Below are 23,093 nucleotides of genomic sequence, written 5' to 3' on the forward strand. Positions count from 1 at the left end.
GGGTATGCGCGCTCTCCCCACCCCCGACGACGTCGCCGCCGCGAGCCCCGACCTGCTGGTCCGCTGGGCCGCGCAAGCCCTGCTGCCCGGCCATCCCGCGCCGGGCGGCGCCGCGTGGGAGCACGGCGGCGCGGTCGGCGTGCACGCCCCGGCGCTCAACCGCCGGGACCGGCTGGTGCTCGCGGGCCCGCCGGAGGGGGTCGCGGCGATCCTGCGCGACCGGATCCGCGAGCACGGCCCGGACCTGCGCCCGTTGACGACGACCGCGCTGGCGGACGAGGTGCTCCCGCTGCTGCCGGACTTCGTGGCGTGGGGCAGCTTCGGCTGGATGGAGCGCACCGGGCGGCTGCCCACCGCGCCGGGCGTGCGCTGGCTGCGCGAGGACGAGCTGGACGCGGCGGAAGCGCTGCTGCGCAAGGTGAACCCGCACGCCTACGTGCTGCCGCGCGAGCCCGGCGCGCTGCGCTGGGCCGGGTCGTTCGTGGACGACGTGCTGGTCGCGGTGGGCGCGGACGCGTGGACCGCGCCGCACGTCGGGTTCCTCGGCGGGGTGGCGACCCACCCGGACTTCCGCAGGCGTGGCCTGTCCAGGGCGCTGTGCTCGTTCGTCGTGCACGAGCTGCTGGAGGAGCACCCGGCGTGCGCGCTGATGGTCGACGGCGAGAACGACGCGGCCATCGCCTCCTACCGCGGGCTGGGGTTCGCCTACCGCGAGGTGACGATCTCCCTGCCCTCGGACGTCGTGGCCGTTCTGCCGCCGCGGAACTAGGGTCGCTAGGGGTGTTCGGCGGTCGGTGCACGACGTCACACTCGTGCTCTGCGGAGCCGGGAACACCGGTGCACGCTGGAGGCGTTGACCCTTGAGTCAACTACGAGACGTGTCAGTTCCGTAAATCAGGAGAGAGGTCGCCGCCATGACCGTGCCGAACACCGCGCTGGAGATCCACCTCGCGTCCCGCCCCGACGGGTACCCGGCCGAGGAGAACTTCGCGGTGGCCGAGGTCGAGGTCCGCAACCCCGCCGACGGCGAGATCCTGGTGCGCAACCTGTACATGAGCGTCGACCCCTACATGCGCGGCCGGATGAACGACGTCCAGTCCTACTCGCCGCCGTTCCAGATCGGGCAGCCGCTCGACGGCGGGGCCGTCGGCGAGGTCGTCGAGTCGAACTCCCCGGAGTTCCAGGTCGGCGACACCGTGCTGCACGGCCTGGGCTGGCGCGAGTACGCGACCGTGAGCGCGGACCACGCCGCCAAGGTCGACCCGGACGTGGCCCCGATCAGCGCCTACCTCGGCGTGCTCGGGATGCCCGGCCTCACCGCCTACGCGGGCCTGCTGCGGGTCGGCGAGTTCAAGGAGGGCGACGTCGTCTTCGTGTCCGGCGCGGCCGGGGCCGTGGGCGCGGTCGTCGGCCAGATCGCCAGGCTGCGCGGCGCGTCCAGGGTCATCGGCAGCGCGGGGACGCCGGAGAAGGTCAAGCACCTCGTGGAGGACCTGGGCTTCGACGCCGCGTTCAACTACCGGGACGAGGGCCCGGTGGTGAAGCACCTCGCCGAACTCGCCCCCACCGGCATCGACCTGTACTTCGACAACGTCGGCGGCGAGCACCTGGAGGCCGCGCTCACGCTGCTCCGCCCGTTCGGCCACGTCGTCCTGTGCGGCGCGATCTCCCAGTACAACGACAAGTCCGCCGCCACGGGCCCGAAGAACCTGTCCGCCGCCGTCGGCAAGCGCCTGACGCTGCGCGGGATGCTCTCCATCGACCACGGCGACCTGCGCGACGAGTTCATCGCCGAGGTCGGCGGCTGGATCGCCGAGGGGAAGCTGCACTACACCGAGACCGTCGTCGACGGCGGCGTCCGCCAGGCCCCGTCCGCGTTCGTGGGCATGCTGCGCGGCGCGAACACCGGCAAGATGCTGGTCAAGCTCGCCTAGCCCACCAGTTCGCCCTCGGCCGCGACCACGCGCCCCTCGTGCACCACGAGGGTGCGCGGGGCGCGGTCCATCACGGCGGCGGTCACCGAGTCGCCGGGCACGACCACCAGGTCCGCCTGCGCGCCCTCGGTGATCCCGTGGCCGGTCTCGCCGAGCACCGACGCGCCACCGCGGGTGGCGACGTCGACGCACATCTCGATCATCGAGTCGTCGCGGAACCCGTTGCGGTAGGCCAGTTGCCACGTCCGGTCGAGCATGTCGCCGTTGCCGTAGGGCGACCAGTAGTCGCGCATCCCGTCCTGGCCGAGCCCGAGCCGCACGCCCTCCCAGCGCAGCTGCCGCAGCGGCAGCGGTTCCCGCACGCCGGGCGCGACCGTCGTCACGGCGATGTCGTGCTCCGCCAGCATGTCCACGAGTTCGCGCCGCCGGTCCTCGTCCACTGTGGACAGCGCGAAGCAGTGGCTGATCGTCACGTCGCCGCGCATGTCCAGCGCCGCGGTCCGCTCGCAGATCAGCTCGATCTGGAACGCCCCCAGCGAGCCGCCGTCGTGCAGGTGCACGTCCACCCCGCGCTGGTGCTTGTCGGCCAGCCCGAACACGACGTCCAGGTGCCGCACGGGATCCCGGTCGTACCCGGCCGGGTCCAGCCCGCCCACCAGGTCCGCGCCCGCCAGCAGCGCCGCCTCCAGCAGGTCGGCGGTCCCCTTGTCCCGCAGGATCCCGCACTGCGGGAACGCCACGACCTGCACCGACGCCCGGCCCGCGTGCGCTTCCCGCGCCGCCAGCACGCCCTCCAGCCGGTCGAGGCCGGAGTCCACGTCGACCTGCGCGTGGCTGCGCACGAACGTCGCCCCGCCCGCGATGGTGCGCCCCAGCGTGAACGTGGCACGGGCCGTCACGTCCTGCTCGGCGGACCGCCAGTGGCGGCGGTCGTTGTCGATCAGCTCGGCCAGCCCCGCACCGGCGGTGTGCGGCCGGAAGGGCAGTCCGAGGCGGGTCGAGTCCAGGTGCGCGTGCGCGTCGGTGAACGACGGCAGCAGCACCCCACCCTTCCCATCAGCCTCCGGAACCCCATCAGGCGCAGCGATCCCGACACCGACGGCCGACACGACCCCCGCCAGGCAGAGCACGTCGACCTCGGGCGCCTCCCGGCCGCTGGGCCAGGGTCGGACTGAACGGATCAGCAGGTCACCGGTCATCGCCAGAGGCTAACCCCGGAACCGCTCGGACGCGATGAGCTTGCCGGGGTTCAGCACCCCGGTCGGGTCGAGCACCCGCTTCACCGCCGCCAGCACCTCCACCCCGAGCCCGCCGATCTCGGCCTCCAGGTACGGCGCGTGGTCGACGCCCACGGCGTGGTGGTGGCTGATGGTCCCGAGCCCCGCGACGGCCTCGCTCGCCGCCGCCTTGGCGACCCGCCACTGCCCCACCGGGTCGTCGGCGTCCTGCGCGGCCAGCACGGTGAAGTACAGCGACGCCCCGGTCTCGTAGGCGTGCGACAGGTGGCACATCACCACGGACCGCCCCAGCGCGTCCGTCAACGCCCTCCGCACCTCGTCGCGCAACTCCGCCAGCCGGGACCAGTGCGTCGCGGTCTCCAACGTCTCCACGCACACCCCGACGTCCAGCAGCGCGTCCCGCTGCCGGGGCCCGGTGAACCGCCCGTGCCGCCACGCCTCCCCCATCGGCTTCCCCAGCCGAACGGCCCCGCGCACCACGGCCACCGACGCCGCCCGCCGCGCCCGCAGTTCCTTCTCCGACCCCGCGTGCCACCCCAGCACCAGCAGGCACGGCCGTTTCACCCCGCGCGCCTTCAGGTACGCCCGCACCCCGGCGGCCTTCACGCCACCGGAGAGGGCCAGCGACACCTCGGTCTCGTCCTCGTCGGACAGCCGCGTCACGTCCGCGAGCACCCGCCGCTGCGCCAACGCCCGCACGACCTCGGTCCCGGCCTCCCACCCGTCGACGACGAACCCCTCGTACCGCTCCACCACGGGCCGGGGCCGCACCCGCACGGACACCTCGGTGATCACCCCGAACACGCCCTCGCTGCCCACCACCAGCTCTTTCAGGTCCGGCCCAGCGGCCGACGCGGGCGCGCTCCCCAGCACCCACTCCCCCGCGGGCGTGGCCACCCGCACCCCTTCGACCATGTCCTCGAACCGCCCGTACCCCGACGACGCCTGCCCGGCGGACCGCGTCGCCGCGAACCCCCCGATCGTCGCCCGCTCGAACGACTGCGGCACGTGCCCCACCGTCAGCCCGTGCGGCGACAACAACCGTTCCGCCTCCGGCGCGGTAACCCCCGCCTGCAAGACAGCAATCCGCGACACCGGGTCCACCGAAACCAACCGGTCCAACCGCCCAAGGTCCAACGCCACCACAGCCGCCTTGTCCCCCCGCAACGCAGCGACCCCACCAACCACCGACGTCCCACCACCGAACGGCACCACGGCAAGGTCGTGCTCCACACAAACCCCGAGCACCGCCACCACCTGCTCTGGCGTAGCGGGCAACACGACCGCTTCCGGCACGGCCAACTCCCCACCACCCCGGTACCGCAGCAGGTCCACATAGGACAGCCCACCGGCCCGCCCGAGCCGCGACACCGGATCCACCCGCACGTGCCCATCCCCCACGACCGCACCAAGCGCCTCACCGGCAGCCGCAGACAGCCCAGACACCCCCGCCGTCACGTCGACAGCAGCAGGCGTCCGCCTCGCGGCCAGCCCAATCCGCCCACTCAGCCACCGCAGGGCGTGAACCGGCAGCCCGCCCACGTCACCACTCCAGCTACCGCGAAGGTTTTGGTCGATGCGCTCACCCATAGGTACAGTGTTACACATGACGTCTCAACGTCACACCGATGACGCCCTGCTCGACGCCGCCCGTGACTGCGTGGTGGAGGTCGGCGTCCGCCGCACGACCCTGACCGACGTCGCCAAGCGCGCGGGCGTCAGCCGCATGACCCTCTACCGCCGCTTCCCCGACATCAACTCCCTGGTCAGAACCCTCATGACCAGGGAATTCACCACCCTGCTGCACAGCACCATCGACCCCGCCGCCACCGGCACCGCCCGCGACCGCCTGGTCCACCACTCCGTGGCCGCGATCCGCCTGCTGACCAGGAACCCCCTCCTGCGCCGCGTCCTGGACCTGGACGCCGACCTGATGCTCCCGTACCTGGTAGAACGCCTGGGCAGCACCCAACTCCTGGTGGAGCAGTTCCTCATCACCCAACTGGAAGCAGGCCACCAGGACGGCTCGATCCGCCAGGGCGACCCGAAAACCCAGGCCAGACTGATCCTCCTCACCACCCAGTCCCTGGTCCTGTCCCACCGCCCGGCCACCACGGACCTGGACTTCGACACCCTGCTGGACGAACTGACCCTCTACCTGAACGCGGCCCTGACGTGAACACCTCCCTGAACGCCACCCGCAGAGCAACCGACCTGGCAACCGCAGCAGCGGGCGAGGTCTTCGACATCCTGGTGGTAGGCGGCGGCGTCACCGGCACCGGCGTAGCCCTGGACGCGGCTTCACGCGGCCTCACGGTCTGCCTCCTGGAGGCCCACGACCTGGCCTTCGGCACCTCCCGCTGGTCCAGCAAACTGGTCCACGGCGGCCTCCGCTACCTGGCACACGGCGACTTCGCTCTAGCCCACGAGAGCGCGGTCGAACGCGGCATCCTCATGACCCGCACCGCCCCCCACCTGGTACGCGCACTACCCCAGGTAGTCCCCCTGTACAACGACCGAGGCACAGTCGTCATGACCGGCCTCCGCGCAGGCGACCTCCTCCGCAGAACAGCCCGCACCCCCAGCACCCTGCTCCCCCCACCAAGAAGAATCCCAGCGGCAGAAGCCCTGGCCTTGGTCCCCGGCCTACGCCAAGAGGGCCTACGAGGAGCTCTCCTCAGCTACGACGGCCAACTCACCGACGACGCCCGCCTAGTCATCGCCTTGGCCCGCACAGCAGCAGGCTTCGGCGCAAGGATCCTCACCAGAACCAAGGTCACCACCCTCACCGGCGAGGGCGCGGAAGCCGTAGACACCTTGACCAACACCACTTTCCAGGTCAAGGCAAAAGCCGTCATCAACGCCGCAGGCATCTGGTCAGCCACCTTGGTGGACAACATCCAGCTACGCCCATCACGGGGCTCACACCTGGTCCTGGACGCACTCACCAACGGCATCACCACCACCGCCATCACCATCCCCGTCCCAGGCGAACGAAACCGCTACGCCCTGGCCCTCCCCCAACAGGACGGCAGGCTCTACATCGGCCTCACCGACGAACCAACAGACGGCCCACTCCCCGACGTCCCGGAAGTACCACAGTCCGATGTGGACTTCCTGCTCAACGTCGCATCCTCAGTCCTGGAAAGAAAACTCACCCACCAAGACGTCCTGGGCAGCTACGCGGGCCTACGCCCCCTACTAGCGGGCACCGCAACCAAAAGCGCCGACCTCAGCCGCAAACACGCGGTCCTCACCTCACCAACCGGCGTACTCACAGTCGTGGGCGGCAAACTCACCACCTACCGCCGCATGGCAGCAGACGCGGTAGACAAGGCAGTACAAGCCAACAACCTCACCGCAACCCCATGCCGCACCACAAACCTGCCCCTGGTGGGAACGGGCAAAACCACCGCCCCACAACGACTAGCAACCCGCTACGGCACAGAAGCAGAAGCACTACTTGCCCTCAACCGACCCGACAAAATCTCCCACGACATCACAGCGGCAGAAATCCTCTGGGCCATCCACCACGAGGGCGCTCTCACACCAGACGACATCCTGGACAGACGCACCAGAATCGGCCTGGTCCCACAAGACCGCCAAGCAGCAGAGGCAACAGTGACCACCCTGCTGGCTGAGCAGACTTAACGTCCCACCCAGCCCCCAGGGTGGCAGTCTCCCCCGCCCACCCCGATCCTCAGCGCCCTCGTGCCCACAGCAGCTTTGTCAAGGCATCTTTCCCGCCTTGACAAAGCTGCTGTGGGCATTGAGATAATTGCGCGAGCGGGGTGGCCACACGGCACCACAACGGAACCAGCGATCACTCCCCGATAACCGGCTTGGCGGCCTTGGGCGGCTCCATCAACTCTTCACCCTCAAGCCGAATCTTCCGCTGGTGATCCTTACCCCCACCGCCACCTTGAGCACCACCACCCATGGGCGCACCACCCATCATCCCGCCACCAGCGGCTCCACCACCGCCACCACCAGGACCATGTGGCACACCACCGCCACCGCCACCGGCAGCACCAAGACTCGGATTCCCAGGCGTCCCGGAAGGCAGAATCCCAGTAGCCCCACCAGGCTGCGTAGGACCACCACCCCCACCGGCCCCACTGGCACTGGAGAACCCACCAGCTCCCCCACCACCCCCACCGGAGAACGACCCACCGCCGCCCCCACCGGAAAGCCCGGACAACGACCCGGAGAACCCACTAACCGGATGCGTGGAAGCGGTGTGCACCTCACCGGACCCACCCGACGGCATCGACGGCATCGACGGGACAGACGGCATAGGCGGCGGCGTGTACACCGGCCGAACCGGCGTACTCCCACCGGCAACCCCACCAGCCCCAGGCACCTGATACCCAGCCCCGCCAGTACCGGGCAACGTCACCGGCGACCCGGACCGATAAGTCCCACCCCCGACAACGGGCGGCGGCGACACAACACCCCCACCACCGGACGCGGCCGGAGCATCGGGCACCCACCGCCCAGGCTCCCAGTGCCCACCTCCGGACGACCCTCCACCCACCTGCGGCGGAGCCGAAACCTGCCCCCCACTCCCGGCAACACCACCACCAGAAGCCCCACTAGTCCCAGTAGTCCCCGAAGACGGGTTCGTGTACGAAGCCCCAGCCCCGGAGTGCAACTGGTCGACCTGCCCTTGGTTCATCCCCAACCCACCAGCGGACGGCCGAACACTCGAAGGCCCAGCACCACCAGCCCCACCAGCAGCCCCGCTGTGACTCATCGCCGTGATCGCGTCCACCACCTGCTTCGCGGTCTGCGCGATGGACGACACCTGCTTCACCAGGTTCATCAGCTTCGTCAACGACGACGACAGCTTCGACAGGAAGTCCGACAGCTTCTTCGCGTAGTTGCACGCCATCGTCACGATGTCCGCGATGGCCGCGCCGATCGCCGCGCCGAACGTGCAGAACGACGCCGCCAACCACTGGATGATCTTCATGACCATCTTCGCCACGGCGTCCGAGATCAGATCCATGATCATCTTGCGCACGGCGGCGACCAGCTGACCGGCACCCTGAACCGCCGACGACACCCCGGCGCACGCCTTGGACAGCGTCTCCAGCCCGGTCGAGTGGTTCGCCGACGCCGCGCGGTACGAGTCCGCCGTCTTCCCGCGCCAGTTCTGCGTCTCCTGCACCGACGTCCGCCGGTAGTCCGCCGCGATGGACGCCACCTGCGTCCCGGCGGACTTCCAGTTCTCGGCCATCTTCGAGATCGCCTGCGGGTCGCCGAGCAGCGCGTCGAACGGCTCGCGCAGGAAGTCGACGTGCTGGATCGCCCACGAGAACCCGGCCGACAGGAACCCGCTCAACGGGTTGCTCGCCATGCCGACGATGTCCATGGCCGTGTTGGCCATCCCCAACCCGGCGGTGACCCAGTCGCCGCTCTCGACGGCGGCGACGGTCCCCTTCACGTCCCGGAAGAGGTTCGACGGGTCCCGGCCCTGCTGAGCGCCCGTCGTCGCGGGGGCGGCCTGCGCGTTCATTCCGCTGCCTTTCCGGTGAACCCGAAGGCGTTGTCGCGGTCGATCATCTCGTAGAGGTCCGCGACCTCCTTGAGCCCGATCGCCATGTCGTTGACCGTGGTGGCGGCCTTGCCGAGGATGTCCTGCGAGGCGCCGGCCGTCTTGAGCAGGAACTCGGCGAGGAACCCGCCGAACACGCCGAACGCCTCCGTGGACAGCGACGGGTCGGCCATCTTGGTCGCGGCCTGCATGCGCTGGCTCAGCCCGTCGACCGTGGCGGCGTGCGCGCGCACCTCCGCCGGACTCACGTTGAAGGAGTTGAACATCGTCAGGTACCCCCTGCTCAGCCCATGACTTCCGGCGGATTGGTGAAGTAGTCGTCGTCCGGCCTGGTGTCCCGACGCTGCGGCTCGGGCGCCGGTTCCGCCTCGTCCGTGCCGTCACCCGAATAGCCGTGCGGCATCTGCGCTTTCACGAAGTCGAGCGCGGGGCTGTCGCCGATGAACTCGGTCATGATCTCGACCACTCGTCCGGCCGCGTTGCGCTGCGCCTCACCGGACGCCGCGAGCACCGCGCCCGCGATCCGCTCGGGGTCCATCTCGCGCGCGCCGGGCCGGATGACGAGGTTCTCCAGGGCGCCCGCGGCGTTGACCGTGACCGTGATCAGGCCGTCCGGCGAGGTGGCGCTGCCGCCGACCCCGCCGAGCCTGGTCTCGGCCTGGGCCGCGTTCTGCTTGGCCTGTTCGATCTTCTGCCCGTACTGCGCGAGCCACTGGTCAGGCTCCATGATCACCCCTCGTCTGGAGCGGGGCTAGCGCCCACGACACGTTGGACCGCGGGCGACCCGATTCGGTTCCGCGGACCGTATCGTGTCATCGGAATCCTCTGGATCAGGGAACATGTGGTGGGATACAGCCGTTCGGCCGCACTCGATGACACCCGTCCGGCGGATCGCACGAGGCGTGACCAACAGGAGGAGAGCACCGTGGCTGAGGGGGTGCTGGAGATCGACCGGATCTCCAAGCGCTACGGCGAGGTCGTGGCCCTGCGGGACATGACGTTCGAGGTCCGGGCGGGTGAGCTGTTCGGGTTCGTCGGCAGCAACGGCGCGGGCAAGACGACCGCCATGCGGATCGCCTTGGGCGTCCTGGCCGCGGACTCGGGCGAGGTGAGGTGGAATGGAGCGCCCATCACGTTCGAGACGCGCCGCCGCATCGGCTACATGCCGGAGGAGCGCGGGCTCTACCCGAAGATGAAGGTGCTGGAGCAGCTCGTGTACCTCGCCGAGCTGCACGGCCTGACCACGAACGACGCGCACCGGTCGGCGGAGAACTGGATCGCGCGGCTCGGCGTGCGCGACCGGCGCAACGACGAGGTGCAGAAGCTCAGCCTCGGCAACCAGCAGCGCGTGCAGCTCGCCGCGGCGCTGGTGCACGAGCCGGACGTGCTGGTGCTGGACGAGCCGTTCTCCGGGCTGGACCCGGTGGCGGTGGACGTGATGAGCCAGGTGTTGCGGGAGAAGGCTTCCGCGGGTGTGCCCGTGGTGTTCTCCAGCCACCAGCTCGACCTGGTGGAACGGCTGTGCGACCGGGTCGGCATCGTCCGAAGTGGAGCGATGGTGGCCAGGGGGACCGTCGAGGAGCTGCGGGCGGGCGGCGAGACCCGGCTGGTGGTGAACGCGCCGGACGCGGCCGAGGGCTGGTCCGCCGGGGTGCCGGGGGTGCGCGTCGTCGAGGTCCGCGGCCCGCTGACCACCCTGGAGCTGGCGCCGGACGCCGACGACCAGGCCGTGCTGCACGCGGCGCTGGCCACCGGGCCGGTCCGGGAGTTCACCAGGCAGCGGCCGTCGCTGACCGAGCTGTTCCGCAACGTCGTGACCGAGGAGGGTGCGGCATGAACCGACTCAGCCCGAGCCGGGCGGTGCTGCTGGTCGCCAGGCGGGAGTTCCTCGGGAAGATCCGCACCCGCTCGTTCGTCATCGGCACGGTGGTCGTCATCGCGGCGATCGCCGGGTTCGCGCTGCTCCAGGCCGTGCTGTTCGACAAGGCCAGCACCAGCACCGTGGGGTTGAGCGGCCAGTCGACCGTGCTCGCGGAGCCGCTGCGGCAGACCTCGAAGGCCTTCGGCCGCGAGATCACCACCGTCGACGTGACCGACCCGGCGAAGGCCGAGGAGGACGTCCGCAAGGGCGACCTGGACGTGCTGATCACCGGCGCGCCGGACGCGCTGCGGGTCGTGGTGAAGGAGAACCTCAACTCCGAGCTCCAGAACGCGCTCGACGCGATCGTGAAGCAGCAGGTCCTCAACGCCCAGCTCGCCGAGGCGGGCCTGGACCCGGCCGTGGTGGCCAAGAACATCGCGGCGGCCAAGGTGACCGTGGTCGAGCTGGCCCCCGAGGACCCGCAGCAGGGACAGCGCCTGGCGATCGGCCTGGTCATCGCCGTGCTGCTGTACTACTCGCTGCTGGTCTACGGGATGATGGTCGCCCAGGGCGTCGTGGAGGAGAAGTCCAGCCGGGTCGTGGAGATCCTGCTGGCCACGCTCCGGCCGTGGCAGCTCCTGCTGGGCAAGGTGATGGGCCTCGGCGCGGTCGGACTGGTGCAACTGCTGGTGATCGGCGGCGTCGGCCTCGCGGTCGGCTCGGCGACCGGCGCGGTCGACGTGCCCGGCGTGGCGGGCGGGGCGCTCGCCACCGGCATCCTCTGGTACCTGCTCGGCTTCTTCCTCTACGCCACGGTGTTCGCCGCCGCGGCGTCGCTGGTGTCCCGCCAGGAGGAGCTCCAGTCGGTGATCACCCCGATCAGCACGGTGATCATCATCGCCTTCGTCGTCGGCATCAACCTGATGATCCAGGACCCGTCCGGCACCGCCGTGACGGTGCTGTCGATGCTGCCGCCGTTCGCGCCGATCCTGATGCCCGGCCGGATGGCGCTCGGCGTCGCGCCGCTGTGGCAGGTGCTGCTGTCGATCGTCCTGGCGCTCGGCGCGGTCGGCGCGATGACGTGGCTCGGCGGCAAGATCTACTCCAACGCCGTGCTGCGCACCGGTTCCCGCGTCAAGCTCCGGGACGCCCTGCGCTAGCGGGCGTTCCGGGCCCGCGGGCGTTCGGGGCTAGGACTTGATCGCGCCGTACCGCGCGAGCGCCACTTGGCGCTCGTGGGCGTGGTCGACGATCGGGTCGTGCGGCTGGTGCACGGCCTTGCCCTCGACGTCGCGGAGTTCCGGCACGTACCGGCGGATGTAGTCGCCGGACGGGTCGAACTTCTCGCCCTGGGTGATCGGGTTGAAGACGCGGAAGTACGGGGCCGCGTCCGTTCCCGACCCGGCGACCCACTGCCAGCCGTGCTGGTTGGACGCGAGGTCGCCGTCGACCAGGTGGTCCATGAAGTGCTTGGCGCCCCACCACCACGGCAGGTGCAGGTCCTTCACCAGGAAGCTGGCCACGATCATCCGCACCCGGTTGTGCATCCAGCCCTCGGCGAGGAGCTGGCGCATCCCGGCGTCCACGATCGGGAACCCCGTGCGGCCCTCCTGCCACGCCGTGAACCGGCCGTCGTCCTCGTCGTGCTCCATGCGGTCGAACTTGGCGTCGTAGTTCTTCGTCGCGGTCTCCGGCCGGTGCCACAGCACGTCGGCGTAGAACTCCCGCCACGCCAGCTCGCTGCGGAAGGTGGCGTCGCCCTCGTCGTCGCCCAGCTCGGCCAGCAGCGTCCGCGGGTGCAGCAGCCCCCACCGCAGGTACGGCGACAACCGGCTCGTGGCGTCCAGGTCCGGCCGGTCGCGCGCGGTCTTGTAGTCCGGGAGGCGCTCGTCGCGGAACTTCTCCCACAGCGGCAGCGGATCGGCCACCGGCTCCACGTCGGGCAGCTTCTCGCCGCCCCGCTTCGCCACCCAGTCCACAGTGGACGCGTCGGTCTCGGCGGGCTTGCGCCACCCGTGGCCCTCCCAGGCCCGGCGGAACGGCGTGAACACCTTGAACGGCGTCCCGTCGCCCTTGAGCACCCGGCCGGGGGCCACCGCGTACGGCGAGCCGGAGCGGACGAGTTCGACGTCCCCCAACGCTTTCTCCACGGCGGCGTCCCGCTTGCGGCCGTACGGCCCGTAGTCCGCGGAGATGTGCACGCTGTCCGCCTTGGCCGCGACCTCGGGCACCACGTCGACCGGGTTGCCGCGCACCACGTGCAGACGGCCGCCCAACTCGTCGTCCAGCCTGCGCAGGCACCGGTGCAGGTAGTCGGTGCGCGCCTTGCCCGCCGACGCCAACAACCGGTCGTCGAGCACGAACAGCCCGATCGCGGACGACGAGCGCTCGGCCGCGCTCAACAGCGCCGGGTGGTCGGCGGTGCGCAGGTCACGGCGGAACCAGATCACAGTCGGAGAAGCCACCGCCCAACGCTAAGTCGGGCTCGGCACCTCTGCATGACGGGCGGACACGACAAAGGCCCGCACCCCCGATCGGGGCACGGGCCTTGTGCGCGTTTCGACCTACCTCTTGTCCATCGTGAGGAAGTCGCGCTCCGCGGGGCCGACGTAGATCTGCCGCGGGCGGCCGATCTTCGTGGCCGGGTCCTGGATCATCTCGCGCCAGTGCGCGATCCAGCCGGGGAGGCGGCCCAGTGCGAACAGCACGGTGAAGAACTTCGTCGGGAAGCCCATCGCCCGGTAGATCAGGCCGGTGTAGAAGTCCACGTTCGGGTAGAGCTTGCGGGACACGAAGTACTCGTCCGCGAGCGCGACCTCCTCGAGCTTCTTGGCGATCTCCAGCAGCTCGTCGTCACCGCCGAGCTTGGCGAGGATCTCGTCCGCCGTCTTCTTGATGATCGCGGCGCGCGGGTCGTAGTTCTTGTAGACCCGGTGGCCGAAGCCCATCAGGCGAACGCCCTCCTCCTTGTTCTTGACCTTGTTCACGAAGGCGGCGACGTCACCCCCGTCGTTGCGGATCTTCTCCAGCATCTCCAGGACCGCGCTGTTCGCGCCGCCGTGCAGCGGGCCGAACAGGGCGTTGATGCCCGCGGAGATGGACGCGAACAGGTTGGCCTCGGACGAGCCGACCAGGCGCACGGTCGACGTGGAGCAGTTCTGCTCGTGGTCGGCGTGCAGGATGAAGAGCAGGTCGAGCGCCTTCACCAGGTCGGGGTCGACGTCGTACGGCTCGGCCGGGAACCCGAAGGTCATGCGGAGGAAGTTCTCCACCAGACCCAGCGAGTTGTCCGGGTAGAGGAACGGCTGGCCCACGGACTTCTTGTACGCGTACGCCGCTATGGTCGGCACCTTCGCGAGCAGGCGGATCGTGGAGATCTCCACCTGCGTCGCGTCGAACGGGCTCAGGCTGTCCTGGTAGAAGGTGGACAGCGCGGAGACCGCGGAGGACAGCACCGGCATGGGGTGGGCGTCGCGCGGGAAGCCGTCGAAGAACCTCTTGAGGTCCTCGTGCAGCAGGGTGTGCCTGCTGATCTTGGACGTGAAGTCGTCCAGTTGCGCCTGCGTCGGGAGTTCCCCGTAGATCAGGAGGTAGCTGACCTCGTTGAAGTTCGACTTCTCGGCGAGCTGCTCGATCGGGTAACCGCGGTAACGCAGGATTCCCGCGTCACCGTCGATGTAGGTGATCTCAGAGGAGCAGGAGGCTGTGTTCACGAATCCGGAGTCGAGTGTTACGAGTCCGGTTTTCGCCAGCAGTTTCCCGAGTTCGATGCCGGGTGCGCCCTCGGTGGGCTCCACCACGTTCATCTCGAGTTCTCCGCCCTCATGGCGCAGCGCGACGGTACGGGTGTCGTTCGGCGCAGTCGTCGCGTCGGGCATTCAGAGTCCCTCTCACGCTAGGGCGGGGTGGCCGCATCGGCTCGACCGGTCGTGCAGGTCTCACTCGCCGGTAAGCGGATCTGGGTCTCCGCAACCGCAGCACCACCCCGTTGGGGTCCTGTCAGTTCTCCCACGCTAGTCGGCGGCCTCACCGCCTCGCAGCAGTGATGTGAACCGATTCCGTGAGGTGGGACCGGCATCACACGCATCTGTCGCGAACTCCGCACGGTGGCCAGCGTGCACGTTCCCCGAGCGACCGGTGGTCGACCGACCCGTGGGAGCGTTGCGTTCCACGGTAGCCCGTCCGGCACCTTTCGCCACCTCATCAGGGGTGAGAGCTAGGCCATTCCCGTGCTCGTCCGATCACCCCCTGGTGATCACGAACACTGTGAGTGATGCCACGTCACCCTGTTCCGCGACGACAAAACGCATCGGGTGGCGATAGGTTCAGGACTCGGGCCACCACTCACCAGTGGGGGTCGCGAAGAACCGAAGGTGCCCCGGTCACAAAACCGGGGCTCCGAGGTTCCTACTCCACGAACGCCGCGAGTTCCTCGCTGTAGGGCGGCTCCGCCCCGGCTCGAGTGCAGGTGAAGGCGGCCGCGTTCCCGGCGTAGGTCAGCGCCTCTTCCCACCGCTCCGCGGTCAGCGCCTGCACGGCGTCGGCGCTCAGCGCGTCCTCCTGGTGCAGCCACGCGATCAGCGCGCCCTGCACGGTGTCCCCGGCCCCGATGGTGTCCACCACGGTCACCTTGCGCGGCGGCACCCGCAGCACCTCGCCGGCACCGGTCAGCACCGCCAGCCCGTCGCCGCCCCTGGTCAGCACGATCGCCGCGGGCCCGGCCGCGAGCCACTGCCGCGCCACCTCCAGCACGGCGTCCTCGGGCGCGTCCTCCGGCAGGTCCGCGAGCCAGCGCGCGTCCTCGACGGACACCTTCAGCAGCCCCACGTCCGGCAGCCACGACAGGTACCGCGCGCGGTACGCGGCGGGGTCGTGGATCAGGGCGGCCCGGATGTTCGGGTCCAGCACGGTCAGCGCGCCGCGCGCGGATTCCCGCCGCAGCACGGCCTCGTACGCGCTCGCCCCCGGCTCCAGCACCAGCGACAGCGTCCCGAACGACACGGCGGTCACGTCCTCCGCCAGCGCGCCGGGGTCGGCGACCAGCCGGTCGGCCGTGCCCTCGACGTAGAACGAGTACCGCGCCGACCCGTCCGGCCCGATGCCGACGACGGCCAGCGTGGTCGGCTCGGCGCCGCGCTGCACCAGGTCCGTGCCCACGGCGGAGCCGTGCAGGCGGTCGACGAGCGCGTCGCCGTAGAGGTCCGTCGACACCCGCGACAGGAAGCTCACCGGGGCGCCGAGCCTGCCCGCCGCGATGGCCACGTTGTACGGCCCACCGCCCAGGCGCGGCATCAGGTCGGCCAACCCGCCGTCCGCCGTCGAGGGCGACGGGACGAGGTCGACCAACGCCTCACCAGCAACCACGATCACGCGCGTCTCCGTTCGTTCTGCAAGCCGTCGAGGAGCAGTTCGCCGAGCGCCGTGAAGGCCTCCGAGTCCGTGACGCCCGCCCTCCTGGTCAGCACGCCCGTCTGGATGCCCTCGATCAGCAGCCCGGCCATCTCGGCGAACAGGGTCGCATGGACGTCGCGGAACACGCCTTCGCGGACGCCGTCGGCGATGAACGTGCGCAGGCGTTCGGCGGCGGCGCGGGCGTTGCGCTCGTAGGTGGAGCGGGTCGGCGCGAACGCGGACACGTCGGCGATGAACTGGGCCGAGGCGCGGCGCAGCTCGGCGGCCGCTCCGGCGAGGTAGGTGCCGATGCGGACGCGGACGTCGTCGACGTCGGCGATCAGCTCCTCGATGCGCTGGGCCGCTCCCTTGAAGTACCGGCCGACGACGCGGACGGCCAGCTGCTCCTTGCTGGCGGCGAGCGCGTACAGCGTGGACTTGGAGCAGTGCAGGCGGGCGGCGAGGTCGTCGAGCGTGAAGTGCGCGAACCCCTCCGCCAGCACGAGCGCCTCGAGGCGCGCGAGCAGCTCGGTCTGCCGCCCCGTGAGCGGCCTGCGGACCATCGAGGTCATGCGCGAACTGTCCCACATGGCTAGGAGGAGTACTGGGGTACGTCCTACAGTACTGGTTCCAGTACTCACCGGAGGTCGTCGATGCCCGCCGAACGCCTGCTGCCCACCACCGAGGCCGAGGACCTGATCTCGCTGGTCCGCGAGATCGCCAGGGACGAGCTGAAGCCCCGCGCGGCCGAGGCCGAGGAGCAGGAGCGGTTCCCGCGCGACGTGTTCCGCCTGCTCGGCAAGTCAGGGCTGCTCGGCCTGCCGTACCCGGAGCGGTTCGGCGGCGGCGAGCAGCCGTACGAGGTGTACCTCCAGGCCCTGGAGGAGATCGCGTCGGCGTGGATGTCCGTGGCGGTCGGCACGTCCGTGCACGTGATGTCGGCCTACCCGCTGGCCACGTTCGGCACGCCCGCCCAGCGCGACCGGTGGCTGCCGACGCTGCTGGAGGGCGACCTGCTCGGCGGGTACGCGCTGTCCGAGACGCACGCGGGGTCCGACGCGGGCGCGCTGTCGACCCGCGCGGTGCGCGACGGCGACGACTACGTCGTGAACGGCACCAAGGCGTGGATCACCCACGCGGGCGCGGCCGACTTCTACACGTTGATGGCGCGGACGTCCGAAAAGGACATCAGCTGCTTCCTGGCGGACAACGGTCCCGGCATCACGGCCGCCGCGCCCGAGCGGAAGATGGGCCTGACCGGATCCACCACCGCGCAGCTCAGGTTCGAGGACGCGCGGGTGCCGGCGGACCGGTTGATCGGGGCCGAGGGCGACGGGTTGAAGATCGCGCTGGACGCCCTGAACTCCGGCAGGCTCGGCATCGCCGCGTGCGCCGTGGGCCTCGGGCAGGCCGCGCTGGACGAGGCCGTGACGTACGCGAAGCAGCGCACGCAGTTCGGCAAGCCGATCATCGAGTTCCAGGGCTTGGAGTTCCTGCTGGCGGACATGGCCGCCGGCGTGGAGTCGGCCCGCGCCACGTACCTGGAGGCGGCCCGCCGCAAGGACCGCGGGCTGCCGTTCCAGCGGCAGGCGTCGATCGCCAAGCTCGTCGCCACGGACATGGCGATGAAGGTGACGACCGACGCCGTGCAGGTGCTGGGCGGAGCCGGCTACACCCGCGACTTCCCCGTGGAGCGGTACATGCGGGAGGCGAAGGTGCTGCAGATCTTCGAGGGCACGAACCAGATCCAGCGCTTGGTGATCGGCCGCGCGCTCCGCAAGCTCTAGCGCACGTCCTGGTAGAACGGGTCGACCACGTCACCGACACCGGTGGCGTGGTTGAACGTGTAGACCTCGCGGCCCTGCACGAACACCCGCAGCGCGCGGCTCATCACGTCGAGCGGGTCGCCGGACCAGATCACCACGTCGCCGTCGAGACCGGGCTTGAGCGAGCCCACGCGGTCGTCCAGGCCGAGGATCTTGGCGGGCGTGGTGGTGATCGTCCGCAACGCCGTCGACCGCTCCAGGCCCTCCTTCACGGCCAGGGTCACCTGGTGCACCAGGAAGTGGATCGGGATCACCGGGTGGTCGGTGGTGATCGCCAGCTCCACGCCCGCGCGCTCCAGGATGCCGGGGTTGCGCAGCGACCGCTCGCGCAGCTCGACCTTGGAGCGGGTGGTGAACAGCGGCCCGATGACGACCGGGATCCCCTTCTCCGCCAACAGGTCCGCGATCTTGTGGCCCTCGGTGCCGTGGTTGACGACCAGCCGGTAGCCGAACTCGTCGGCCAGCCGCAGCGCCGTGGCGATGTCGTCGGCGCGGTGGCAGTGCTGGGCCCACGGGATCTCCCGGTCGAGCACGCGCACGAGCACCTCGAGGGTGTTGTCACGGTCGAACGGCTTGCCCTCGGACTGCGCGTGCTCGCGACGGGCCTGGTAGTCCTGCGCCTTGGTGAACGCGTCGCGGATGACCGCGGCCACGCCCTGGCGGGTCGACGGCAGTTTCTTCTGGTCGCCGTAAACGCGCTTCGGGTTCTCCCCGAGAGCGCTCTTCACGCACACCGGTTCGCGGATCAGCATTTCGTCGACGGTGCGGCCCCACATCTTCAGCGCGACCGTCTGACCGCCGATCGGATTGCCCGAACCGGGCTTCACGTTGGCCGTGGTGACACCACCCGACAACGCGTCCCGGAATCCCATGTCGTCCGGGTTGATGGCGTCCAACGCGCGCATCCTGGCGCCGTTGGGGTCGGTCATCTCGTTGGTGTCCTGCCCCGCCCAGCCCTCGCCCTCCTCGTGCACGCCCATGTGGCCGTGCGCCTCGACGAAGCCCGGCAGCACCCACGACCCGGCGGCGTCCACGACCTCGACGCCGTCGGGGATCTCCACCTCTGCCCCGACGGCGACGATCTTGCCGTCCTGGACCAGCACGGTTCCGCCCTCGATGGGGTCCCCGTCGACCGGAACGACATATCCACCCGTGATAGCGACATTCATACTTAGCGACGCTAACGGGATTCCCCGGCTCACGCCAACGGTCGCACGCCCCAGCGCGCCGCCCACGCCTCGCCGGGCGCGAGCACGATCAGGTCGACACCCGAGTTCAACGCGTCCGGCGGGCACGTCATCGGCTCGATCGCGACCGCGCGACCGCGACCGGGGAACGCGTCCGGCGTGTACACCTGCACCCACTTGAAGTCCGGGTCCGCCCACAGCTCCACGCTCTGCCGCGGCCCGCGCACCTCGTGGCGCACCAGCCCGTCCGGCCCCGGCTCGCAGCCGCCGAACGCGGTGTCCAGCTGGACGCCCTTGAGCGGGCGGGCCTCGCGGAAGTCGTACTCCGTGCCCTCGACGTGCTGCGGGACGCCGTTGGGGATCATCGACTCGGCGTCGACCGGGACGACGGTCGTCGCGGCGAGCCTCAGCGTGCAGTCGTCGTTCTCGGACAGCCCGGCCCGCGGGTACGGGTGCGTGCCGACGCCGAACGGCGTCGAGCGGTCGCCCACGTTGTGCACGCCGTGCGCCACCGTGAGGCCGTTCTCGTCGAGCGCGTAGCTCGTCGTCACGTGCAGCGGCACCGGCCACCCGGCCTGCGCGGCGATCGTGGTCTCCAGCGACACCAGCGACCCGGTGTGCTCGACGACGTCCCACTCGGCGTGCCGCACGAGCCCGTGGATGGCGTTGCCGCGCGCGGGCTCGGTGACCTCCAGGTGCTGCGGGTCGCCGTTGAACGTCCACGTGGCGGCCGCGGTCCGGTTCGGCCACGGGATGAGCACCGCCCCGCAGCCCATCGGCGGCTCGTCGTCGTAGGTCTCGACGTACGGCGCCCCGTCCACCTCGAAGGAGCGAAGCCCGGCACCCGTGCGCGCGATCACGGCACGCGACGCGCCGTAGGAGATCTCCAGCATGGCGAAAGCCTAGTCGGGCCGGGGCCCCCGGTGGACGGCGAGCTGCGGGGTTTTCTGTCCACTAATTGGCACGTGCATTCTCGAAAATGACGTCTAACATGCCGTCGGAAATCCGCAAAAATAGGCCGGGAACAAGGCGTTACGTTTTCCGGACCGCCACCGATACAGGGTCAGCAATCGGAAAAGCGGCGCAATCCGGCGTGACGCTTTTCCATTGGCGGCACATCGAGACAATCGCGTTCAGGAGGCAGCACATGTCCGTCATGCTCACCAAGGGTGGCAACGTCTCGCTCAGCAAGCAGGCCCCCGGCCTCAAGTCCGTCGTCGTCGGCCTCGGCTGGGACGAGCGCACCACGAGCGGCGTCGAGTTCGACCTCGACGCCAGCGCGCTGATGGTGAACGAGTCCGGCAAGGTCATGTCGGACGCGCACTTCGTGTTCTTCAACAACCTGCGCAGCCCCGACGGCTCGGTCGAGCACACCGGCGACAACCTGACCGGCGGCGGCGACGGTGACGACGAGAAGATCATCGTCGACCTTTCGAGCGTCCCCTCCGACTGCGACAAGATCGTGTTCCCGGTGTCGATCCACGAGGCCGCGAAGCACGGGCACTCGTTCGGCCAGGTGCGCAACGCGTTCATCCGCGTGGTCAACCAGGACGGCGACGCCGAGCTGACCCGCTACGACCTCAGCGAGGACGCCTCCACCGAGACCGCGATGATCTTCGGCGAGCTGTACCGCTCCTCCGGCGAGTGGAAGTTCCGCGCCGTGGGCCAGGGCTACGCGTCCGGTCTCGAAGGCATCGCCCGCGACTTCGGCGTCAACATCGGCTAGCCGTCGCGACGGTGGTGGGCCGCCCCGGCTCACCACCACCGTGCTCGGCCGGATCCGAAGCGAAGGAAAGCCATGTTCCTCAGGACTTTCGGCGGCTCGTTCCTCCTCACGGCGGTCGGTCTCACGGCCGCGTACCTCTACGCGGGCCCGACGGGTCTGCTGATCGCGGCGATCCTCGGCGTGCTGGAGGTCTCGCTGTCGTTCGACAACGCGGTCGTCAACGCGACCGTGCTCAAGTCGATGAACCCGTTCTGGCAGCGGCTGTTCCTGACGCTCGGCATCCTCATCGCCGTGGTGGGCATGCGGTTGGCGTTCCCGCTGCTCATCGTCGGCATCTCCGCGCAGATGTCCCCGGCGTCCGCGATCGAGCTGGCGATGGCCAAGGGCGACCCCTCGGTCGAGGGCACGTACGGGTACCTGCTGCACGAGGCCCACCCCGCGATCGCCGCGTTCGGCGGGGTGTTCCTGCTGTCCCTGTTCTGCGACTTCGTGTTCGAGGAGCGCGAGGTCACGTGGCTGAGCTGGCTGGAACGGCCGCTCGCCCGGCTCGGGAAGCTCAACCAGCTCTCGGTCGTGGTGGCGCTGGTCGCGGTCACGCTCGCCGCGTTCAAGCTCGCCCCGGAGGGCAAGACGGCGACCGTCATGGTCTCCGGTGTCCTCGGGCTCGTCACCTACGTGCTGGTGAAGGCGCTCGGCGACGTGTTCGAGCCCAGCGGCAACGGCGAACTCGTGGCGAAGGCGGGCAAGGCCGCGTTCTTCTCCTTCCTGTACCTGGAAGTCCTCGACGCGTCGTTCAGCTTCGACGGCGTGGTCGGCGCGTTCGCCATCACCTCCGACCCGATCGTCATCGCCGTCGGCCTCGGCCTGATCGGCGCGTCGTTCGTCCGCTCGCTGACGGTGTACCTCGTCCGGCAGAAGACGCTCGACGAGTACGTCTACCTGGAGCACGGCGCCCAGTGGGCGATCGGCGCGCTGGCCGTGCTCCTGCTGTGCACCATCGGTTTCGAGGTCCCCGAGGTGGTGACCGGTCTGGTCGGGATCGGCTTCATCGGCGTGGCGTTCCTCTCCTCGGTCCTGCGCAACCGCCGGTCCCCCGACCAGAAGGGCGAGTCATGGCCATCGACTACACCAAGCGCTCCCGTCCCGTCTCGCTGAACAAGATCACCCTCACCCGCTCGGCCCGCACGGTCTCCCTGGCCAAGCAGAGCGGCACGACCGGCGTCCTGCGGGTCAACCTGAACTGGAACGCCCGCCCCGCCAAGACCGGCTTCTTCGACCGGTTCACCTCCGGCCCGGCGATCGACCTCGACCTCGGCTGCCTCTACGAGTTCGCCGACGGCTCCAAGGGCGTCGTGCAGGCGCTCGGCAACGCGTTCACCGCGAGCCCGGACGGCGTGCGCGACCACGTGATCCGACTGGACGGCGACGACCGCTCCGGCGCGAACTCCGGCGGCGAGAACCTGTTCATCGACCTCCGGCACGTCAAGGCGATCCGCCGCGTGCTGGTGTTCGCGTTCATCTACGAGGGCGTCCCGAACTGGGCCGAGGCCGACGGCGTCGTGACGCTGCACCCGGTGTCCGGCCCGCAGGTCGAGGTGCGCTTGGACGAACCGCGCGCGGGCGCCCGGATGTGCGCCGTCGCGATGCTCGAACCGACCGGCGACGGCCTGTCCGTGCGCCACGAGGTGACCTACCTCAACGGCGGCCAGCGGCTGCTCGACGAGACCTACGGCTGGGGCCTGCGGTGGACCGCGGGCAGCAAGTGACACCAGGAGGAAGACCATGACAGTCACCCTGACCAAGGGCCAGCGCGTCTCGCTGGAGAAGCGCGGCGGCGGCACCCTCACGAAGGTCCGCATGGGCCTCGGGTGGGACGCCGTGAAGAAGCGCGGCCTGTTCGGCTCGCGCGCCCAGTCCATCGACCTGGACGCCTCCGCGCTGCTGTTCGACGCGGCGGGCGTGCTCGTCGACCAGGTGTGGTTCAAGCAGCTCGTCAGCCAGGACGGCGCGGTCCGCCACACCGGCGACAACCTCACCGGCGACGGCGAGGGCGACGACGAGTCCATCCAGGTCGACCTGTCCCGCCTCCCGGCGGCGGTGGAGACCCTGGTGTTCACGGTGAACTCGTTCACCGGACAGGACTTCTCGCAGATCGAGAACGCCTCGTGCAGGCTCCTGGACGAGACCGGGGGCGACAGCGAGATCGCCAAGTTCAACCTCACGGGCTCGGGCAGGCACACCGCGCAGATCATGGCCAAGCTGTCCCGCGACGGCGCGGGCTGGACCATGACCGCGCTCGGCATCCCCGCCTCCGGCCGCACGTTCCGCGACCTCCTGCCCGCGTTGGCGGGCACTGTCTAGGCTGGCCCG

22 protein-coding genes are annotated in these 23,093 nt (G+C 70.0%); 11 read left to right on the forward strand and 11 right to left on the reverse strand.

Features of this window, described 5'->3' with window-relative positions; translation table 11 throughout:
- Nucleotides 1–4: 4 nt before the first annotated feature.
- Together ACFWW9_RS08265 and ACFWW9_RS08270 are read left to right on the forward strand one after the other, a co-directional pair.
- A complete protein-coding gene (locus ACFWW9_RS08265; protein ID WP_390373199.1) occupies nt 5–769 on the forward strand; it encodes a GNAT family N-acetyltransferase in 765 nt (254 codons plus the stop codon).
- A gap of 145 nt (nt 770–914) precedes the next feature.
- A complete protein-coding gene (locus ACFWW9_RS08270) occupies nt 915–1,934 on the forward strand; it encodes an NADP-dependent oxidoreductase (RefSeq protein ID WP_390373202.1) in 1,020 nt (339 codons plus the stop codon).
- Here the strand turns inward: ACFWW9_RS08270 and ACFWW9_RS08275 are convergent.
- A complete protein-coding gene (locus ACFWW9_RS08275) occupies nt 1,931–3,133 on the reverse strand; it encodes an amidohydrolase (protein ID WP_390373205.1) in 1,203 nt (400 codons plus the stop codon). The genes ACFWW9_RS08270 and ACFWW9_RS08275 overlap by 4 nt on opposite strands.
- Before the next feature lie 9 nt (nt 3,134–3,142).
- On the reverse strand, nt 3,143–4,762 hold the full coding sequence (locus tag ACFWW9_RS08280; RefSeq protein WP_390373207.1) for an FAD-binding oxidoreductase: 1,620 nt from the start codon (nt 4,760–4,762) through the stop codon (nt 3,143–3,145).
- Between the two features lie 16 nt (nt 4,763–4,778).
- Here ACFWW9_RS08280 and ACFWW9_RS08285 point away from each other — a divergent pair, with 16 nt between their 5' ends.
- Together ACFWW9_RS08285 and ACFWW9_RS08290 are read left to right on the forward strand one after the other, a co-directional pair.
- On the forward strand, nt 4,779–5,351 hold the full coding sequence (locus tag ACFWW9_RS08285) for a TetR/AcrR family transcriptional regulator (protein ID WP_390373210.1): 573 nt from the start codon (nt 4,779–4,781) through the stop codon (nt 5,349–5,351).
- Nucleotides 5,348–6,823, forward strand: coding sequence for a glycerol-3-phosphate dehydrogenase/oxidase (locus tag ACFWW9_RS08290; protein WP_390373213.1), 1,476 nt, complete (start codon nt 5,348–5,350; stop codon nt 6,821–6,823). Before ACFWW9_RS08285 ends, ACFWW9_RS08290 begins: the two co-directional genes overlap by 4 nt.
- Before the next feature lie 172 nt (nt 6,824–6,995).
- Here the strand turns inward: ACFWW9_RS08290 and ACFWW9_RS08295 are convergent, their stop codons facing one another.
- Genes ACFWW9_RS08295 through ACFWW9_RS08305 form a run of 3 tightly spaced genes read right to left on the reverse strand, consistent with a single transcriptional unit; the run spans nt 6,996 to nt 9,459 of the window.
- Nucleotides 6,996–8,693 (reverse strand): WXG100 family type VII secretion target, encoded by a 1,698-nt coding sequence (locus ACFWW9_RS08295; protein WP_390373215.1) that lies wholly within the window; start codon nt 8,691–8,693, stop codon nt 6,996–6,998.
- Nucleotides 8,690–8,998 (reverse strand): type VII secretion target, encoded by a 309-nt coding sequence (locus ACFWW9_RS08300; RefSeq protein ID WP_390373217.1) that lies wholly within the window; start codon nt 8,996–8,998, stop codon nt 8,690–8,692. The genes ACFWW9_RS08295 and ACFWW9_RS08300 overlap by 4 nt, the downstream gene beginning before the upstream one ends.
- 17 nt (nt 8,999–9,015) lie before the next feature.
- Nucleotides 9,016–9,459, reverse strand: coding sequence for a YbaB/EbfC family nucleoid-associated protein (locus tag ACFWW9_RS08305; protein WP_390373219.1), 444 nt, complete (start codon nt 9,457–9,459; stop codon nt 9,016–9,018).
- Between the two features lie 198 nt (nt 9,460–9,657).
- Between ACFWW9_RS08305 and ACFWW9_RS08310 the strand changes: the two genes are divergently transcribed.
- Nucleotides 9,658–10,569, forward strand: coding sequence for an ABC transporter ATP-binding protein (locus ACFWW9_RS08310; RefSeq protein WP_390373221.1), 912 nt, complete (start codon nt 9,658–9,660; stop codon nt 10,567–10,569).
- Nucleotides 10,566–11,753 (forward strand): ABC transporter permease, encoded by a 1,188-nt coding sequence (locus ACFWW9_RS08315; RefSeq protein WP_390373224.1) that lies wholly within the window; start codon nt 10,566–10,568, stop codon nt 11,751–11,753. The genes ACFWW9_RS08310 and ACFWW9_RS08315 overlap by 4 nt, the downstream gene beginning before the upstream one ends.
- A gap of 30 nt (nt 11,754–11,783) precedes the next feature.
- On the opposite strand, the gene ACFWW9_RS08320 is transcribed toward ACFWW9_RS08315, so the two are convergent.
- From ACFWW9_RS08320 to ACFWW9_RS08335, 4 genes are all read right to left on the reverse strand, one after another.
- Nucleotides 11,784–13,058: a cryptochrome/photolyase family protein gene (locus ACFWW9_RS08320; protein ID WP_390373226.1), complete on the reverse strand. Its 1,275-nt coding sequence runs from the start codon at nt 13,056–13,058 to the stop codon at nt 11,784–11,786.
- Nucleotides 13,059–13,157: 99 nt separating this feature from the next.
- Nucleotides 13,158–14,471 (reverse strand): citrate synthase, encoded by a 1,314-nt coding sequence (locus ACFWW9_RS08325; RefSeq protein WP_390373229.1) that lies wholly within the window; start codon nt 14,469–14,471, stop codon nt 13,158–13,160.
- A 529-nt stretch (nt 14,472–15,000) separates the two neighbouring features.
- Nucleotides 15,001–15,963 (reverse strand): carbohydrate kinase, encoded by a 963-nt coding sequence (locus tag ACFWW9_RS08330; protein WP_390373232.1) that lies wholly within the window; start codon nt 15,961–15,963, stop codon nt 15,001–15,003.
- Nucleotides 15,960–16,556, reverse strand: coding sequence for a TetR/AcrR family transcriptional regulator (locus tag ACFWW9_RS08335; protein WP_390373234.1), 597 nt, complete (start codon nt 16,554–16,556; stop codon nt 15,960–15,962). The genes ACFWW9_RS08330 and ACFWW9_RS08335 overlap by 4 nt, the downstream gene beginning before the upstream one ends.
- Nucleotides 16,557–16,637: 81 nt before the next feature.
- On the opposite strand from ACFWW9_RS08335, the gene ACFWW9_RS08340 reads away from it, so the two are divergent.
- A complete protein-coding gene (locus ACFWW9_RS08340; protein WP_390373237.1) occupies nt 16,638–17,771 on the forward strand; it encodes an acyl-CoA dehydrogenase family protein in 1,134 nt (377 codons plus the stop codon).
- Here the strand turns inward: ACFWW9_RS08340 and ACFWW9_RS08345 are convergent.
- The gene (locus ACFWW9_RS08345) at nt 17,768–18,979 is read right to left on the reverse strand and encodes an amidohydrolase (protein WP_390373240.1); all 1,212 of its coding nucleotides are present in this window, start codon (nt 18,977–18,979) and stop codon (nt 17,768–17,770) included. The two genes, ACFWW9_RS08340 and ACFWW9_RS08345, sit on opposite strands and share 4 nt — an antisense overlap.
- A 29-nt stretch (nt 18,980–19,008) precedes the next feature.
- Nucleotides 19,009–19,890 carry an aldose 1-epimerase family protein gene (locus tag ACFWW9_RS08350; RefSeq protein ID WP_390373242.1) on the reverse strand — a complete coding sequence of 294 codons (882 nt, stop codon included), beginning with the start codon at nt 19,888–19,890 and terminating at the stop codon, nt 19,009–19,011.
- Between the two features lie 254 nt (nt 19,891–20,144).
- Here ACFWW9_RS08350 and ACFWW9_RS08355 point away from each other — a divergent pair, with 254 nt between their 5' ends.
- The 4 genes from ACFWW9_RS08355 (at nt 20,145) to ACFWW9_RS08370 (ending at nt 23,084) form a co-directional block, all read left to right on the forward strand.
- The gene (locus tag ACFWW9_RS08355) at nt 20,145–20,723 is read left to right on the forward strand and encodes a TerD family protein (RefSeq protein ID WP_390373245.1); all 579 of its coding nucleotides are present in this window, start codon (nt 20,145–20,147) and stop codon (nt 20,721–20,723) included.
- A 72-nt stretch (nt 20,724–20,795) separates the two neighbouring features.
- Nucleotides 20,796–21,878: a DUF475 domain-containing protein gene (locus ACFWW9_RS08360; RefSeq protein WP_390373248.1), complete on the forward strand. Its 1,083-nt coding sequence runs from the start codon at nt 20,796–20,798 to the stop codon at nt 21,876–21,878.
- Nucleotides 21,836–22,489, forward strand: a complete 654-nt coding sequence (locus ACFWW9_RS08365; protein WP_390373251.1) for a tellurium resistance protein — start codon at nt 21,836–21,838, stop codon at nt 22,487–22,489. The genes ACFWW9_RS08360 and ACFWW9_RS08365 overlap by 43 nt, the downstream gene beginning before the upstream one ends.
- A gap of 16 nt (nt 22,490–22,505) precedes the next feature.
- Nucleotides 22,506–23,084, forward strand: coding sequence for a TerD family protein (locus ACFWW9_RS08370; RefSeq protein WP_390373254.1), 579 nt, complete (start codon nt 22,506–22,508; stop codon nt 23,082–23,084).
- Nucleotides 23,085–23,093: the final 9 nt, after the last annotated feature.

The sequence above is a fragment of the Umezawaea sp. NPDC059074 genome (genome assembly GCF_042738955.1).
Taxonomy (GTDB): domain Bacteria; phylum Actinomycetota; class Actinomycetes; order Mycobacteriales; family Pseudonocardiaceae; genus Umezawaea.

Coding starts and splice junctions, on each gene's coding strand:
- ACFWW9_RS08305 (WP_390373219.1), bottom strand. CDS start 9,459: ATGGAGCCTGACCAGTGGCTCGCGCAGTACGGGCAGAAGATCGAACAG.
- ACFWW9_RS08335 (WP_390373234.1), bottom strand. CDS start 16,556: ATGACCTCGATGGTCCGCAGGCCGCTCACGGGGCGGCAGACCGAGCTG.
- ACFWW9_RS08325 (WP_390373229.1), bottom strand. CDS start 14,471: ATGCCCGACGCGACGACTGCGCCGAACGACACCCGTACCGTCGCGCTG.
- ACFWW9_RS08355 (WP_390373245.1), top strand. CDS start 20,145: ATGTCCGTCATGCTCACCAAGGGTGGCAACGTCTCGCTCAGCAAGCAG.
- ACFWW9_RS08360 (WP_390373248.1), top strand. CDS start 20,796: ATGTTCCTCAGGACTTTCGGCGGCTCGTTCCTCCTCACGGCGGTCGGT.
- ACFWW9_RS08300 (WP_390373217.1), bottom strand. CDS start 8,998: ATGTTCAACTCCTTCAACGTGAGTCCGGCGGAGGTGCGCGCGCACGCC.
- ACFWW9_RS08265 (WP_390373199.1), top strand. CDS start 5: ATGCGCGCTCTCCCCACCCCCGACGACGTCGCCGCCGCGAGCCCCGAC.
- ACFWW9_RS08315 (WP_390373224.1), top strand. CDS start 10,566: ATGAACCGACTCAGCCCGAGCCGGGCGGTGCTGCTGGTCGCCAGGCGG.
- ACFWW9_RS08295 (WP_390373215.1), bottom strand. CDS start 8,693: ATGAACGCGCAGGCCGCCCCCGCGACGACGGGCGCTCAGCAGGGCCGG.
- ACFWW9_RS08365 (WP_390373251.1), top strand. CDS start 21,836: ATGGCCATCGACTACACCAAGCGCTCCCGTCCCGTCTCGCTGAACAAG.
- ACFWW9_RS08345 (WP_390373240.1), bottom strand. CDS start 18,979: ATGAATGTCGCTATCACGGGTGGATATGTCGTTCCGGTCGACGGGGAC.
- ACFWW9_RS08340 (WP_390373237.1), top strand. CDS start 16,638: ATGCCCGCCGAACGCCTGCTGCCCACCACCGAGGCCGAGGACCTGATC.
- ACFWW9_RS08350 (WP_390373242.1), bottom strand. CDS start 19,890: ATGCTGGAGATCTCCTACGGCGCGTCGCGTGCCGTGATCGCGCGCACG.
- ACFWW9_RS08280 (WP_390373207.1), bottom strand. CDS start 4,762: ATGGGTGAGCGCATCGACCAAAACCTTCGCGGTAGCTGGAGTGGTGAC.
- ACFWW9_RS08285 (WP_390373210.1), top strand. CDS start 4,779: ATGACGTCTCAACGTCACACCGATGACGCCCTGCTCGACGCCGCCCGT.
- ACFWW9_RS08275 (WP_390373205.1), bottom strand. CDS start 3,133: ATGACCGGTGACCTGCTGATCCGTTCAGTCCGACCCTGGCCCAGCGGC.
- ACFWW9_RS08370 (WP_390373254.1), top strand. CDS start 22,506: ATGACAGTCACCCTGACCAAGGGCCAGCGCGTCTCGCTGGAGAAGCGC.
- ACFWW9_RS08270 (WP_390373202.1), top strand. CDS start 915: ATGACCGTGCCGAACACCGCGCTGGAGATCCACCTCGCGTCCCGCCCC.